We start from the raw sequence: 14,024 nt of genomic DNA, 5'->3' as shown, positions 1-14,024 counted from the left end.
GGCGGTGAGGGTCAGGCCACCCTTTCGATCGACCAGTAAAGGGTCGTGGCGCTGTTCAGTGACAGGCGTGAGAAGTCGCTCATGGCACATTTTCCGGTAGATAGGGTTGAGGCAGTGAACCGCCTGCTGGCCAGTCAGTTCTAATCCCCGAAGTTGTGGTCTCCAAGAGCCCGGCTCAGGGCGCTAGACAGCCCCCTTGGGACCATCCCCCGCGCATTTCGGGACGCCGATAACCCACGTTACGTAAAGAAACGCGTCGGCACCCGGGACGCTACCCCCGACTACAACACGGTTTGTGCCATATTTATCCCGTGCTTCCCATTTCCGAAATCTGGCGAATCAGCAGGACCGTGGATGAAAGCTGGCGCAGCCCGGTAGCCGATTCCGTTGCAGCGGCCTGGGGCTTGCCGCCGGGCTCCGCCCGGTGGCTGCGGTCGAGTGCCACCCACGTCTTCGTCATCCCGGCCCCGGACGGCAACCAGCCGCCTGCCTATCTGCGATTTGCCCGGGAAGGGTCCACTGCCGCAGCGAAACTGGCCAACTCTGTGCCGCTGCTGGCTGGCTGGGCCGGCCAGGGGCTGGGTGCCGTGGCGCCGATCCCGAGCAACAACGGCCAGCTTTCTGAAGCCGTCGAGACCCCGGACGGCCGGGTCGTTGCGATGCTTGTGCCCGCGGCCGAGGGGGCGGAATTTGCCGTCGAGGACCTTTCCGCCGGGCACGCAGTCAAGTGGGGAGCAGCGCTGGCCGATCTTCACTCCGGCGGAAATGGAGCTCCGGAGCCGGCACCACCCAGGGTGGACACGCTGCCAGTTCAGGAACAATCGGACGGGACGCTCCCGGGAGGGTTAGCTAAGGATCCATTGAGATGCGCCATCCGGTCCGTCGAGGACGAAATCGCAAAACTTGACCCGGACCAGTACTCGCGCGGCATCTGCCACGGTGACTTTGAATTGGACAACATCCGGTTCGGTCCCGGGGGAGTAGCGTTCTTCGACGCCGATGAGGCTCACCACGGCTGGTTCGCCGCCGACGTCGCACTTGCCGTCCGGGACCTGACGGGAACCACCCTGGGCTCCAGGGAACGGCCTGAGTTGTTGGCAGCATTCCTGGCGGGTTACCGCAGCCGGCGAGCCTTCACGCCAGCCGAGGAGGCCAGCTTGCCCCTGCACTCGCTGGCCGCATCCGCTCGCATGATCGGGCAACTGGAGGGCGTCTTGGATGCGGGCGATGGTGAGCGGCCCGATTGGGTCCGGGAACTGGACGCTTCACTGCGGGAACATCAACGCTGGCATCGGGACCGCCTCCTGCGGAACCGGATCTGACCAGTCAGGCAATCATTCAGCGGGCGCCGGAATTCCCGCCGCTTTTTCGGCCTCGGTCAAGGCCAGGCGAAGGCGCGCTACGGCGGGTGCATACCCCTGATGCGGGACGGCCCGTAGCTGCTCGGCTTCCCGCATTGCCCTGATCACTGCCGCGGTTTCGGGCTGCCGGACGTCGGTCATGGCCGGGTAATCGATGCAATAGGCCGGATCCAGCTCATACCGGCTCCACCGTTCCAGCAGCGTGCTGTGTTCAGCCTGCGCTGCCGTGTAAAGCGGCTGCTCCTGCCGGCGCTGGCGCCGAGTAGTCTGCCACGCCATGATTCGAGGATGGCTCCGGTAGGCCGCCACCCCCGTTGCTCCGCCCACAGCGGCCAGCACGATCCCTGCCCACGGCGAGGCCAGCGTGGGAATGAGGATCGCGGGGACCGCCACTGCCGAGCCCATAAATACGTCCCAGAACAAAGTGTCGGAGGCGCGGCCGGCCGGCTCCGGCGCAGAGTGCAGGCGCACGGCAAAAACCGTCGCCGCCACCGCGCACGCCAGCACAGCTCCCCAGAACAACAGCTGCCAGGTTCCCGAAAGGACGGATTCTAATAAGGCGGGCACCGCGGCACCTCCCAGCGTCAGGCCCGGCCCAGGACTCCGGGATCCTTCTTCCATTGCAACCCCTGCGGGCAGCCGGGTCAATGGGTAGGGCGCGGGCAGTGCTGCGGGCTGGCGGAGCTCCCGGATCGAACCTACTCAGCGGCGGCGCCGCCGCGTAGCGTAGGACCATGCGACTCAAAATGTGCAGCATCCACGTCAAGGACCCCGCCGCCGCCCACACGTTCTACACGGAAACCCTGGGTTTCGAGACCCTGATGGCCATGCCCGAACACAACCTGTTCATCATCAAGGACCCAGGCTCCGACGCCGGGTCGGTGGGACTCCTGCTGGAGCCCAGTGACAACCCCATCGGGGCGGACTACATGAACGCCGTGCACGACGCCGGGCTCCCGGCCATCGTCCTGGGCGTCCCCGATGTGCAGGCGGAGTACAACCGTCTGGTCGCCGCTGGCGTCACCTTCCAGGGTCAACCGTCCGAGGACCCCTCCGGCATCAGCGCAGTGTTCGACGACGGCTGCGGAAACTTCGTGCAGCTGCACCAGGACTGACGCCTGCCTAGCCCACCTCCGGACACAACAGAGGCTTGTTCGCGGATCCGAACCACGAAGGTCCGGATCCGCGAACAAGCCTCGGATGCGCGGGGCGAAACGGACTACTCGGCCTTGGCGCGTGCCTTTTTGGCGTCCTTCTTGGCTGCCTCGTCCTTGACCCGCTGGGCTTCGGCGCGGACGGCCGCATGCGTAGCGCGCTCGGTGACCAGCCACGCCGGGGGCGCCTGAAGCAGCGCGGTGATTTCCGCCGTCGTGAGCGCTTCCTCCACACCGCCGCGGGCCAGGCCGCTGATGGAAACGTTCAGCTTCTGGGCCACCACGGGGCGCGGGTGCGGCCCGTTGCGCCGGAGTTCGGCCAGCCACTCCGGCGGGTTGGCCTGGAGCTCGGCGAAATCGGCGCGGGTGATGGTCGAATCCTGGAACTCCTGCGGTGTTGCGGGCAGGTAGATGCCAAGCTTCTTGGCAACGGTGGCCGGCTTCATGGACTGGGAGTTTGCAGAGGTCATGCTTCAAGGGTATCCGGGCGGGCGGTACTGTGAAGACGTGCCCGCTGACAATGAATCCCCGCAGAACGCCGCGCCCTCCAATAACAGCCCCGCTGACTCGCCGGAGGAAGAGGCTCCGCGGGTGCTGCGCTTCGCCTACGTGGCCGGCGTGACGCCGGGCAAGTGGATCCGCCGCTGGGAAGAGCGTGTGCTGGATATCCCGCTGCAGTCTTTTATGTCCGACGACGGCGCGCAGCTGGAAGTGCTGCGTGACGGTTCCGCGGACCTCAGCTTCGTCCGGCTCCCCGTGGACCGCGAAGGCCTCAGTGTGATTCCCCTGTATGAGGAGCAGCCCGTAGTGGTCGCCCCCAAGGGACACGAGATCTCGGTGTTTGAGGAAGTGGCGCTGGCGGACCTGGCCGAAGAGACGTTCCTGGACGTGGCCGAACTCGGCGGAGCGGAAATGGCCATGCAGGTGGTGGCCTCCGGGGCGGGCCTGGTCATTCTGCCAATGTCAGTGGCGCGCCACTTCAACGTCAAGGACACCGTTGCCCGGCGCCTGACTGGTGCGCCCGCCACGGAGATCGCCGTGGCCTGGCCCAGCGAATCCACGGACGAGATCATTGAAGAGTTCATAGGGATTGTCCGTGGCCGGACGGCGCAGAGTTCGCGGCAGCCTTCAGCCCAGCAGGAAAAGCCGAAGCGGGAACCGAAGCCGGACCGGCGGGGACCTGCAGTCAAGAAGCCCAAGGTGGCGCAGCGGTATGCCCCGAATCCGGACAAGGGCCGGGGCAAGGGCTCCCGGAAAAAGGGCAAGCGTTAGAGTTCCAGAGCCCCAACCAGCGCATAATCGGCCACCGGCCAAGGGGAGATAATAAGCATACTTGCAATTCACATGGTAAGCATGCTTATTGTGGAGGCGGAAGCGGTGCACCAGAAGAGGTGCCACCACGCCCAATCCGCCATCCACAGGAGGCCGCGGTCGATGAGCAGCAATCTTGATCCAGATGCCCGGAACAGCTACCGCCTGCTGACACTGGCCGCGCGAATGGTCCAGCGGCGGCAGGACGATGCCCTTGCGCCGCTGGGCCTGACCCGCGCCGCCGTCATCGCCCTCGAGGGTCTTTCGGCCGGGCCGCTCAACCAGGAACAGTTGGCAGCCGCGGTACACGTGCAGAGCCAGACCTTAGGCCGGGTCCTGCTCCGGCTGGAGGGGACGGGCCACATCACGCGGACGCGGCAAACCGTTGACCGCAGGCAATTCAAGGTTGAACTCACCGAAGTTGGCGCCGCCGCCCTGGCTGCGGCAGCGCAGGCTGAGATCCGCGCTTATCCCCAGGACCCGGCCATCGGGTGGAAAGTCCTCCGGGAGGAACTTGCCAAGCTGGTAGGTTCGCTGCCGAGTCCGGACCCGGATTCCGCCGTCGTGCGGTTCCCTGAGCCGGAAGACCGGCATCCCCGCAGCGCGGGAGACCATGCCGCCAAGCTCCATGGGGTGGACAGTCCGAATGTCGAGCATCGGCGCGGGTGAGCTGTGCTGAGCCGAACGGGAGCGGCCCCGGCCATGAGCGCGGCCGGTTCGGCGGGTGGGGGACCTGCAGCTAGGCCGGGCAGGCTTCCTTCAATGCTGTAACCGACTCAGCCGGAACTTGGTCTCCGGCTTCGGCGATCTGGCCCAGCGGGGTTGTGATGTCTGAGGGGACGCCGGCTGTTTCGGCGGCGGCCACCAGCCCGCCAAGTACTGCCTTGTCCTCCACGCTGACCAGGCCATCCTGGATCACCGCGCAGATTTGCCTGGTGACCTCATCCGCCGCGGCGGTGGCCACCTTCGAGGCGGCGTCGCTGGCTGCTGTTTCGGCAGCCTCCTGCACGGATCCGCAGCCGGCGAGGACAAGCATCAGGGGGACGGCGGACAGGGCGGCAAGGCAGCGTTTCATTCCTCCAGCCTAGCGGCCCAGGAAAATTCGTCCGATTCAATATCGTTGGATTGTTGAACAATCCGAGGATTTAGGGCATTCTTGGTAGAGCACACCCATGAGATGAGGATCACAATGGCAAGCATCGACCTGAACAGTGACGTAGGTGAATCGTTCGGACGCTGGACGCTCGGCGATGACTCGGCCATGTTCCGCTCTGTCAGCAGCGCGAACGTGGCGTGCGGCTTCCATGCCGGCGATCCCAGTGTGATCAGGGCAACGTGCCGCAAGGCCGCGGCCGCGAACGTGGTCATCGGCGCGCATGTGGGCTACCGGGACCTTGCTGGCTTCGGCCGCCGCTTCCTGGACATCAGCCCCGGCGAACTGGCGGACGACGTCGTCTACCAGATCGGCGCGCTGCAGGCGCTGGCCGCTGCGGAAGGCGCCCAGGTCCGGTACGTCAAGCCCCACGGCGGCCTGTATAACGCCATCGTCCATCACACTGCCCAGGCGCAGGCAGTGGTGGACGCCGTGAAGTCCGTGGACCCGGGACTTCCCATTCTTGGCCTTCCGGGCTCCGAGGTGCTCCGGCTCGCCGAAGCAGCAGGGCTGCGGCCGGTCACTGAAGCCTTCGCGGACCGGGCCTACAACCCCGACGGCACCCTGGTTTCCCGCACCCTGCCCGGCGCCGTGCTTGAGGACCCTGCGCAGGTGGCCGAGCACGTGCTCCGGATGGCCACCGAATCATCCGTCCGCACCGTCGACGGGTCCGTCCTGAAGATCCACGCCGAAAGCATCTGCGTCCACGGCGACTCCCCCGGCGCCGTGGAGATGGCCATCGCGGTCAAAGACGCGCTTGCCGCCGCCGGGGTCACGATCTCGGCCTTCGCCGGAGCGGCCGCGTGATTCCGATGGAAACAGTCAGTAAAACCAGCGCGGCAGCCCGTGTCCTCGCCGTCCGGCCGGTAGGCACGACGGCGGTTCTCGCCGAACTCTCCGGGCTCCATGACGTGCTGGCCCTGCAGGCACTGCTCCTGGAAGAGCCGCTGCCCGGCCAGGTGGATGTCCTGGCCGCCGCCGAAACCGTGATGGTCAAGGCGGACTCGCCCGCGGCCGCACGCCGGATGGGCAGCCTGCTGCTGGGCATGGACCTGACGGTCCAATCCCACGCCGAAGGCAAGCTGGTGCAGATCGATACCGTGTACGACGGCGAGGACCTCGCCGAAGTAGCGCGGCTCACCGGCCTCAGCGCTCACGGCGTCATCGCCGCCCACACCGGACAGATCTGGACCGTGGCCTTTGGTGGCTTCGCCCCGGGCTTTGGCTACATGGTGGGGGAGAACCAGGTCCTTGAAGTTCCACGCCGGAGTTCGCCCCGGACCGCCGTCCCGGCAGGCTCGGTGGCCCTGGCGGGCAACTACTCCGCCGTATACCCGCGGAAGTCCCCGGGTGGCTGGCAACTGATCGGCCGGACCGCGGCGCACATGTGGGACCTCAGCCGCGAGCAGCCGGCCTTGGCCGCGCCAGGCGACCGCGTGCAGTTCCGGGCGGTGCGGGAGCTCGTTGAGGTTGCCCCTCAGTCAACTGCTTCCGACGCCGCTCGCCGCGAAAACGCCACCACGAACGCCACTGGAACCCAGTCCGGCCTGCGGATCCTGTCACCGGGACTCCAAAGCCTCATCCAGGACCTCGGCCGTCCCGGCCACGCCGGCCTGGGCGTGTCCTCCGCCGGAGCCCTGGACCGCTCTTCCCTGCGCCGCGCCAACCGGATCGTGGGCAACCAGCCGTCGGCCGCCGTCGTCGAATCCGTTGCGGGCGGGCTGCGCGTGCAGGCGGTGGGGGACCAGGTCCTGGCAGTCACCGGCGCGCCGTCGGCACTGACTGTTGTGACGCCGTCGTCCGCTTCCGGCGAAGCCGCACCGGAAGATGATCAACCGGAGCAGGTTCGCACCGTGCCCATGGCCACGGCATTTGCCCTGCTGGACGGCGAGATCCTGACCATCGGGGCGCCGGAGCGCGGCTTCCGCACCTACCTCGCTATCCGCGGCGGGGCGCTGGCCGACGCCGTGCTCGGAAGCCGGTCCACGGACACCATGTCCGGGATCGGGCCTGCGCCGCTGGCCGCCGGGCAGCTGCTGGGCGCGGGCGCTGCCACATCCTCCAACGTGGTGGGCAACCCCGAACTGCAGCCTGATTTCCCGGATACCGGCGTCACAGTCCTGGACATCGTCCCCGGCCCGCGCGATGACTGGTTCGACGACGCCGCGCTGGAATCGCTCTGCAGCCAGGACTGGGCCGTAACGCCCCGCTCCAACCGGGTGGGTATGCGCCTGGACGGCCAGCCGCTGAACCGGAGCCGGGATGGTGAACTGCCCAGCGAAGGAACCATGGCCGGCGCGCTCCAGATCCCGCCCGAGGGCCAGCCCGTGCTTTTCCTGGCCGACCACCCCATAACGGGCGGCTACCCGGTAATCGGCGTGGTGGTGGACCACCAACTTGACCTGGCCGCCCAGGTGCCGATCGGCGGCTCCATCCGCTTTCGCTGGGCTCCCGGCCACGGGCGTCCCACCAGCTATTCCTCTCCCAAAACTTCCCAGACAAAAGTGAGCAACTGATGCGCAAGGTCCTGATCGCCAACCGCGGAGAAATCGCCGTCCGCATTGCCCGCGCCTGCGAGGACGCAGGCCTGGAATCCGTAGCGGTGTACGCGGACGTGGACGCCGACGCCATGCACGTTGGCGCCGCCACCGAGGCCTACAGTCTGGGCGGCAACGCGCCGTCGGAAACCTACCTGGACATCCCCAAACTGTTACAGGCAGCCGCGGCTTCCGGTGCTGACGCCATCCATCCCGGCTACGGCTTCCTGTCCGAGAACGCTGGCTTTGCCCAGGCCGTTTTGGATGCTGGCCTGACTTGGATCGGCCCCACGCCGGAGGCCATCCGGCAGCTTGGCAACAAGATCACGGCGCGTGAGATCGCTGTCCGAGCCGGGGCTCCGCTGGTGGCCGGCAGCGACGGACCGGTGGCCACGGCCGCCGAGGCACGCGAGTTCGCCGAACAGCACGGCCTCCCCATCGCCATCAAGGCGGCCTTTGGGGGTGGCGGGCGCGGGCTGAAAGTGGTCCGGGAGCTGGACCAGATCGAGGAATCCTTCGACTCGGCAGTCCGCGAAGCTGTGGTGGCCTTCGGCCGCGGCGAGTGCTTTGTGGAGCGGTACCTGGACCGGCCCCGGCACGTGGAAGCGCAGGTCCTGGCGGACCAGCACGGCAACGTGGTGGTGGTGGGAACCCGCGACTGCTCGCTGCAGCGCCGACACCAGAAACTCGTTGAAGAGGCGCCCGCACCGTTCCTGACCGAAGCTCAGACCCGGCAAATTTACGACGCCGCCAAGGCAGTCTGCCGCGAAGCCTCCTACTCAGGGGCCGGAACGGTGGAATTCCTGGTTGCCGCAGACGGTACCGTCGCCTTCCTTGAGGTGAACACCCGCCTGCAGGTGGAGCACCCCATCACCGAGGAGACCACGGGAATCGACCTCGTCCAGGAGCAGCTCCGCATCGCCGCCGGCGAGCCGCTGCGTTTCGCTTCCGATCCCGCACCGCGCGGCCACTCCTTCGAATTCCGGCTCAACGCCGAGGACGTGGGCCGGGGCTTCCTCCCGTCACCCGGTACGATCACCAGCTTCAGCGGTCCCACCGGTCCGGGCATCCGGCTCGACTCCGGAGTCCGTTCCGGCTCCATCGTGGCGCCACAGTTCGATTCCCTGCTGGCCAAGCTGATCGTCACCGGCGCCGACCGCCAGCAGGCGCTCCGCCGTGCCCGCCGCGCCCTCGCAGAAATGCAGATCACGGGCGTTGCCACCGTCCTGCCGTTCCACCGCGCGGTCGTCCAGGCTCCGGACTTCACCTCCGAAACCGCCCTCGGCATCCACACCCGGTGGATCGAGACGGACTTCGCCGATTCGATCGCGGCGGATCCGGAGTTCGGCACGTCCGTTCCGGATGGTGAGCGGCGCACCATTACCGTCGACGTCGACGGCCGGCGCCTCGCCGTCGGCCTTCCCGCGGTCCTGCTGGATGGCTGGGCGCGGTCCGGCGGGGCTGTGCCCGACGGGGTTTCTGTTGCCTCCTCGCAGGGGGCGGCCGACGGCGGTGCTGCCGCCACCTCTGGGGATCCAGGTGAGCTCCGCGCGGGCATGTCCGGCACGGTGGTGAAGTGGCTCGTGGAGCCTGGAGCCGAGGTTGCTGCGGGGGATCCCGTGGTGGTGCTTGAGGCCATGAAGATGGAAACCCAGGTCGCCGCGCACCGTGACGGTAAGGTCACCGACGTCAGGGCCAAATCCGGTGGGGTAGTGATGGCCGGAGCCGTGCTGGCGCTGATCAGCTAACAGCTGGAGGTTTTTGTCCAGGTACGGCGGGCCGGCGGCCCCGGAAGTCCCCGTAGCTGGACAAAAACTCCGATGGACAGGGGTCAGCGCAGGCTGGCCGCCGGAGCTCCCAGGATGCTGTCCAGCAATCCGTTGCGGAACTTGCCTTCGGGATCGTGCCGGGCTGCCAGGGCGCGGAAATCGGCGAACTTCGGGTACAGCGCTTCCCAGTCGTGGCCGGCTGGCGTAAACAGCTTTCCCCAGTGCGGCCGGGCCCCGAACGGGCGGAGGAGTTCCTCCAGCTCGGGAAGGACAGCCTCCACCTCGGACTGCAGCGGCTTCCACGTGAAGTGCAGGGCCACGCTCTGCTGCCGGTAGAAGGGGCTGAGCCAGAACTCGTCCGCGGCCCCGGTGCGGATTTCGGAGACGAACAGCAGCGGCGCCAGCTTGGCCGCGAGGCTGCGGATGGCCTGGATGGCGGCCGGTCCGTGCTCCAGGGGCAGGATGTATTCGCTTTGGAGTTCCTCGCCGTTGCTGGGCGTGAATTCGTGGCGGAAATGCGGCAACCGGTCCAGCCAAGGGCCGGGTTCGTCCAGCTGCACCGTGCAGTTTTCGCCGGACATTCCGGGCAGGGGGTGCCGGGCTTCCACGGCCGGGGTGGCGCCGAAGAGTTCGGTCAGGACCGGCTGGGAGTGGAGGGCCTTGAGCCACACCTGGCTGATGGCGTCACCGGCGTAATCGGTGAAGAGGCTGACGCTGTAGGCGCTGGAGACCAGTGCCGGGAAGTCGGCCAGGGCCCGGTCCCACGGCAGGTTTTCCAGGACCCGCTGCCGCATCTGAAAGCTCGGCCGCACGGACAGTTCCAGGCTGGTGACGATGCCCCGGGCACCGAGGCCCACCACGCTGCCCAGGAACTCGTCCCCGTCCTCGCGGGACAGGGACACCTGTTCGCCGGAGGCGCGGACCAGGTCGATGCGTTCGACGGCGCCGGCCAGGGAGGGGTTCTCCACGCCCGAGCCGTGCGTCCCGGTCTGGATGGCGCCGGCCACCGAGATATGTGGCAGGGAGGCGAGGTTGTGGATCGCGACGCCGGACTTTTCCAGCGTGCGGCACAGGGCTCCGTAGCTGATACCGCCGCTGACCCGGACGGTCTGCCGCGCCGAGTCCAGCTCGATTTCCTGCGGCAGGGCGTCCAGGAGGACGTGCACGCCGTCGGTATCGCCTACGCGGTTGAACGAGTGCCGCGATCCGAGTGCTTTTACCCGGCTGGCGCCGGCCACCACCTCGGCGAGCCCGGCCACTGAGGCCGGTCGTTGGACGTCAGCGGAGGAGTATTCGAGGTTTCCTGCCCAGTTCTTCATTGGATCGCTTTCCGGTGGAGGGTATGGCTTCCACGCTACTTTGCTCACGAAAGTTGTCAAGGATTTCGTAAAGTTTCTCAGAATCTGGCCAGCGCGGAGTGCTGGTGCTTCAGTTTATATCGTTGTAAATTGGCCCGATGACACTCGCGCAGACACCTCCTATGGGCTGGAACAGCTGGGACTGCTACGGCACCACCGTGACGGAAGAGGAGGTCGTGGCAAACGCTGCCTTCATGGCCGAGCATCTTCTGCCGTACGGCTGGGACACCGTGGTGGTGGACATCCAGTGGTATGAATCTGCGGCCCGTGCCGGCGGCTACAACGACGGAGCCGCGCTGGAGTTGGACGGCTTCGGCCGCCAGTTGCCCGCCGTCAACCGGTTCCCGTCTGCGGCGGGCGGCCGGGGCTTTGAGCCGCTCGCGGAGCGCATTCACGGGATGGGCTTGAAGTTCGGGCTGCACATCATGCGTGGCATCCCCCGCCAAGCCGTCCGGGACAGGCTGCCCGTTGAAGGCACCAATGCCACGGCGGACCAGATCGCAGACACGTCCTCCACGTGCGAGTGGAACACCGACAATTTTGGCCTCAACCATGATCATCCCGGAGCGCAGGCCTACTACGACTCCCAGCTGCGGCTGTTCGCGGAATGGGGCGTTGACTTCGTCAAGGCCGACGACATGCTGGGGCCATACTTCGCCGCGGAGATCGCCGCCTATCAGCGCGCCATTTCACGCTGCGGCCGGGACATGGTTCTCAGCCTGTCGCCTGGCCGGGTGCTGTCCCTGGCCCACCTGGAGCATCTTCGCGGCAACTCCCAGATGTGGCGGGTGTCCGATGACCTGTGGGATGTCTGGGAGGACGTCGAAGCGCAGTTCGCGCGGATGGCCCGCTGGGCGCCGCACCAGCGCGAGGGCGCCTGGGCGGATGCGGACATGCTGCCAGTGGGGCGGATCGCCCTGCGCGCCGAACGCGGCACGGCACGGCTCAGCCGCCTGACCATGGATGAGCAGCGGACTATGTTGACGCTCTGGTGCGTATCGCGTTCGCCGCTGATGCTTGGCTGCGACCTGCCGTCGTCGCCGCCCGAAACGCTGGCCCTCCTGACCAATACCGATCTGCTCGACGTCCTCAACGCGAGCCGCAACAACCGTGAGTTGCTCCGCGATGGTGACCTGGTGCTTTGGGCAGCGGAAAGCACGACGTCGGAGGACCGGTTTGTCGCGGTGTTCAACACCGGGACGGCGGACCTGGTCCGGATGATTCCCGTGGGCGACCTGGGCGTGGGTGCCTTGTCCGGAGGCCGGGCACGCGAAGCATGGAGCGGGGACGAGGCCGCCCTTGGCTTTCAGGACGGCCTGCCCGCTCTTGAGGTGAAGCTGCCCGCCCACGGTGCGCAGCTGTACCGCTTCCCCGGTTAGTCCTGCTGCCAGTGCCGCGGCGCAGACAGTCCCCGCGGAAGCAGGGTGGTTCTGCTGCCCCGGGCCGAATTGAGCTGGGGTTGGGTGAGGAAAAGCGCAGCGCTGAGGTCGGCGCCGTCGAACCTTGCATCCCGGAGGTCCGCGCCCAGCAGGTCCACGCCGGCCAGGTCGCTTGTGCGAAGGTCTGCCGCTATCAGGCACGCTCCCCGAAGGTCCGCGCCACACAGCTTCCGGGTTCGCAGGTTCGCTCCCGCCAGGTCGGCCCCGGGTTTCAGGGCGGAGTCCAACTGGTCCGTACCGCCGGCGAAGTAGCCAGCGCGGACTTCCTCGCTGACCTCCATGAGCATTGTCCTGACGGCTGAATGGAGGCCTTCGAGGTCACAGGCGAGCAGCGCCGCCAGCGGACCGCGGGCCAGGTCCGCGATGGCCGTCCGGAGCCCATGCGCCGCCCCGGCCGTGTCGGCGTCGAACGTTCTTTCCTGTGCTTCGGCCAGGTGCCAGAGCATTTCGTGCAACTGCCGCACGACCCTAAACGCCGCGAACATGTCCTGCTGCGATTCCGGGGCGTCACGCCAGCTGATGCCCGCGAACAGCTGTTGGGACACCGCTTGGCCAGCCCCAAAGCAGTCAAAAACCGTGCAGCCACGGAATCCCCGCGGCCGCAGCCGGTCATGGATGGTGCAGGAAAAATCCTGGTCCAGGTTCGGGCAGGGGGTGGCGGCGGGCTTGTCGATGGCGAAATCCGCGGACCGCGCGAAGCCGAAGGCCGTGCAGCACAGCGCGAAGCAGTTGCTGCAGTCCGGGCGGAGGCTGTCCCGTTCCGGGGCGGGGATGCTGGATGGGCGTTGTGAAGTGACGTTCATGGGTTCTCCCAAAGTTGGTTCCGGTGTGTGCGGGGAGAAGGGGAACTCGTGATGAGTTCCCCTTGCGGGCGCGCGGAATCAGCACTCCTGGACGGGAAGGCCGCGGGAGTTGCGGGAAGCTGCGGGAACTCTGGGTCACAGAGACATATGAAGAATCACTGCGGTCCAGACTACTCCAGTGACGCCGGGCCGCCCACTTCCTCGGCAGCTTGGCCAGTGTCCTGGTCGGGGAGAAAAATCTTAGGAAAATCGTTGACAATCGACAGCTTGAGGATTTAGATTCATTGTGAATCAAAAACATTCAGCTCGGTCTAACGGTGCAGATGCTGTCACGACCGAGGCCCTCTCCTGACGCCCCAATGAAGGGACCTATCATGGCTTCAAACACCTTCCGGCCGAAGTACATCTCCTTTGATGTCTACGGCACGCTCATCAACTTCGACATCGATCCCACCACCCGCCGCCTGCTTGATGGCCGCATCTCAGAAGAGCAGTGGCCAACCTTCAAGAAGCAGTTCCGTGGATACCGGTTCGACGAGGTCCTTGGCGATTACAAGCCTTACGAGGCGATCCTTCAGGATTCCTTTGACCGCGTGTGCAAGCGCTGGGGCATTGGGCCGACCCCTGGTGCCGGTGCGGAATTCGCAGAAGCTGTACGCGGCTGGGTTGCGCACGAGGACGTGCCGGCTCCGCTGAAGCTCATGGGCGATAACTACCAGCTCGTGGCGCTGTCCAACGCGGACACCAGCTTCCTGGACATCAGCATCCCCAAGCTCGGGGCCGACTTCCATGCCGTGTTCACCGCCGAGCAGGCCCAGGCCTACAAGCCGCGCTACCAGGCGTTCGAATACATGCTGGACACCCTCAATGCCAAGCCGGAGGACTTCCTGCATGTCGCCTCGCACACCCGGTACGACATGCACCCGATGCACGACATGGGCTTCCGGAACCTCGTTGTGCTGGACCGTGGTTATGACCCCATCACCGTGGGCTATGACTACACAACTGTTAGGTCCCTGGACGAGATCAACAGGAACCTCGGTCTCTGAACCGGTCCAGCCTGTCCGACTCCGTCACCGGGTTCGAAGCCGCGTGTGCCGCCCACGGCCGTTCCGCCGTGGGCGGGGACGCCCGCCTGT

General features: G+C 66.7%; 14 protein-coding genes. 9 read left to right on the top strand and 5 right to left on the bottom strand.

Features of this window, described 5'->3' with window-relative positions:
• Positions 1–311 precede the first annotated feature (311 nt).
• Complete coding sequence (locus ACFC25_RS08885) at positions 312–1,322, top strand: phosphotransferase (RefSeq protein WP_337345221.1); 1,011 nt, start codon at positions 312–314, stop codon at positions 1,320–1,322.
• 12 nt (positions 1,323–1,334) lie between these two features.
• On the opposite strand, the gene ACFC25_RS08880 is transcribed toward ACFC25_RS08885, so the two are convergent.
• Complete coding sequence (locus ACFC25_RS08880; protein ID WP_376044834.1) at positions 1,335–1,928, bottom strand: hypothetical protein; 594 nt, start codon at positions 1,926–1,928, stop codon at positions 1,335–1,337.
• A 167-nt stretch (positions 1,929–2,095) separates the two neighbouring features.
• Between ACFC25_RS08880 and ACFC25_RS08875 the strand changes: the two genes are divergently transcribed.
• Positions 2,096–2,476 (top strand): VOC family protein, encoded by a 381-nt coding sequence (locus ACFC25_RS08875; RefSeq protein WP_337345223.1) that lies wholly within the window; start codon positions 2,096–2,098, stop codon positions 2,474–2,476.
• 104 nt (positions 2,477–2,580) lie between these two features.
• Here the strand turns inward: ACFC25_RS08875 and ACFC25_RS08870 are convergent, their stop codons facing one another.
• Entirely contained in the window at positions 2,581–2,985 is a 405-nt protein-coding gene (locus ACFC25_RS08870; RefSeq protein WP_337345224.1) for a DUF5997 family protein, read from the bottom strand.
• A 37-nt stretch (positions 2,986–3,022) separates the two neighbouring features.
• Here ACFC25_RS08870 and ACFC25_RS08865 point away from each other — a divergent pair, with 37 nt between their 5' ends.
• A complete protein-coding gene (locus tag ACFC25_RS08865) occupies positions 3,023–3,787 on the top strand; it encodes a LysR family substrate-binding domain-containing protein (protein WP_376044833.1) in 765 nt (254 codons plus the stop codon).
• A 162-nt stretch (positions 3,788–3,949) separates the two neighbouring features.
• On the top strand, positions 3,950–4,495 hold the full coding sequence (locus ACFC25_RS08860) for a MarR family transcriptional regulator (RefSeq protein ID WP_337345226.1): 546 nt from the start codon (positions 3,950–3,952) through the stop codon (positions 4,493–4,495).
• Positions 4,496–4,565: 70 nt separating this feature from the next.
• On the opposite strand, the gene ACFC25_RS08855 is transcribed toward ACFC25_RS08860, so the two are convergent.
• Positions 4,566–4,901: a hypothetical protein gene (locus ACFC25_RS08855; protein WP_376044832.1), complete on the bottom strand. Its 336-nt coding sequence runs from the start codon at positions 4,899–4,901 to the stop codon at positions 4,566–4,568.
• 114 nt (positions 4,902–5,015) lie between these two features.
• On the opposite strand from ACFC25_RS08855, the gene ACFC25_RS08850 reads away from it, so the two are divergent.
• From ACFC25_RS08850 to ACFC25_RS08840, 3 genes are read left to right on the top strand one after another with little or no spacing between them, the layout of a single operon-like run.
• Positions 5,016–5,786, top strand: coding sequence for a LamB/YcsF family protein (locus ACFC25_RS08850; RefSeq protein ID WP_376044831.1), 771 nt, complete (start codon positions 5,016–5,018; stop codon positions 5,784–5,786).
• A 5-nt stretch (positions 5,787–5,791) separates the two neighbouring features.
• The gene (locus ACFC25_RS08845) at positions 5,792–7,495 is read left to right on the top strand and encodes a 5-oxoprolinase/urea amidolyase family protein (RefSeq protein ID WP_376044902.1); all 1,704 of its coding nucleotides are present in this window, start codon (positions 5,792–5,794) and stop codon (positions 7,493–7,495) included.
• The gene (locus ACFC25_RS08840; protein WP_376044830.1) at positions 7,495–9,264 is read left to right on the top strand and encodes an acetyl/propionyl/methylcrotonyl-CoA carboxylase subunit alpha; all 1,770 of its coding nucleotides are present in this window, start codon (positions 7,495–7,497) and stop codon (positions 9,262–9,264) included. The genes ACFC25_RS08845 and ACFC25_RS08840 overlap by 1 nt, the downstream gene beginning before the upstream one ends.
• An 83-nt stretch (positions 9,265–9,347) precedes the next feature.
• Here ACFC25_RS08840 and ACFC25_RS08835 read toward each other — a convergent pair whose 3' ends face one another.
• Positions 9,348–10,604: a D-arabinono-1,4-lactone oxidase gene (locus tag ACFC25_RS08835; protein ID WP_376044829.1), complete on the bottom strand. Its 1,257-nt coding sequence runs from the start codon at positions 10,602–10,604 to the stop codon at positions 9,348–9,350.
• Between the two features lie 137 nt (positions 10,605–10,741).
• On the opposite strand from ACFC25_RS08835, the gene ACFC25_RS08830 reads away from it, so the two are divergent.
• Complete coding sequence (locus ACFC25_RS08830) at positions 10,742–12,022, top strand: glycoside hydrolase family 27 protein (RefSeq protein WP_376044828.1); 1,281 nt, start codon at positions 10,742–10,744, stop codon at positions 12,020–12,022.
• Here the strand turns inward: ACFC25_RS08830 and ACFC25_RS08825 are convergent.
• Positions 12,019–12,885 carry a pentapeptide repeat-containing protein gene (locus ACFC25_RS08825; RefSeq protein ID WP_376044827.1) on the bottom strand — a complete coding sequence of 289 codons (867 nt, stop codon included), beginning with the start codon at positions 12,883–12,885 and terminating at the stop codon, positions 12,019–12,021. The genes ACFC25_RS08830 and ACFC25_RS08825 overlap by 4 nt on opposite strands.
• Before the next feature lie 374 nt (positions 12,886–13,259).
• Here ACFC25_RS08825 and ACFC25_RS08820 point away from each other — a divergent pair, with 374 nt between their 5' ends.
• The gene (locus ACFC25_RS08820; protein WP_376044826.1) at positions 13,260–13,934 is read left to right on the top strand and encodes a haloacid dehalogenase type II; all 675 of its coding nucleotides are present in this window, start codon (positions 13,260–13,262) and stop codon (positions 13,932–13,934) included.
• The last annotated feature ends 90 nt before the right edge of the window (positions 13,935–14,024 follow it).

This window comes from Pseudarthrobacter sp. NPDC055928 (genome assembly GCF_042270935.1).
Classification (GTDB): domain Bacteria; phylum Actinomycetota; class Actinomycetes; order Actinomycetales; family Micrococcaceae; genus Arthrobacter.
The sequence above is the reverse complement of the archived record's forward strand: the minus strand, read 5'-3'. Positions and strand labels throughout refer to the sequence as shown.